1 protein-coding gene is annotated in these 556 nt (G+C 61.2%); it reads right to left on the bottom strand.

From position 1 onward, the window contains the following. Positions 1-556: MFS transporter (locus J7360_RS19990; protein ID WP_209034618.1), on the bottom strand; the 556-nt coding region annotated here is incomplete at both ends.

Genomic DNA, 556 nt, shown 5'->3' with positions numbered 1-556 from the left:
CTTCGTCGTCCAGCCAGTTGCTGCCCTTGTTGGTCAGGAAGAACATGTAGACCACCAACGACACCGCAATCACCGCCGTCGCATAGATCACGAACTCGGTCACTTGGTTGGTCTTCAGCGAGGCCTGATACAGCAACGGCGCGGTGCCGCCGAACGCCGAATTGGCCAGCGCGTAGCCAAGACCGACGCCCAGCGCGCGCACATGCGTGGGGAACAATTCCGCCTTCACCACTGCATTGATCGAGGTGTAGCCGGTCAGGATCACAAAGCCCACAGTGAGAATCACGAACGCGGTCAGCCAGTCGGTCTGCTTGGGCAGTTCCATTACCAGGAACCAGGTGTAGAGCACGCCGCCGATGCCGAAGAACACCAGCAAGGTCTTGCGCCCGACGATGTCCGACAGCCAGCCGCCGACCGGTTGCATCAGCATCAGCACGGTCAGCGCGACCAGGTTGATGATGGTGCCGGCCATCACATCGCCACCGGCGAATGCGGTCTGGATCATCTTCGGCCCGGTGACCGAATAGGTGTAGAACGCGATCGTACCGCCGGCGGT

The organism is Xanthomonas sp. D-99 (genome assembly GCF_017746145.1).
GTDB lineage: Bacteria > Pseudomonadota > Gammaproteobacteria > Xanthomonadales > Xanthomonadaceae > Xanthomonas > Xanthomonas cissicola.
Note: the sequence above shows the minus strand (reverse complement) of the source record. Positions and strands in the feature narration are given on the sequence as shown.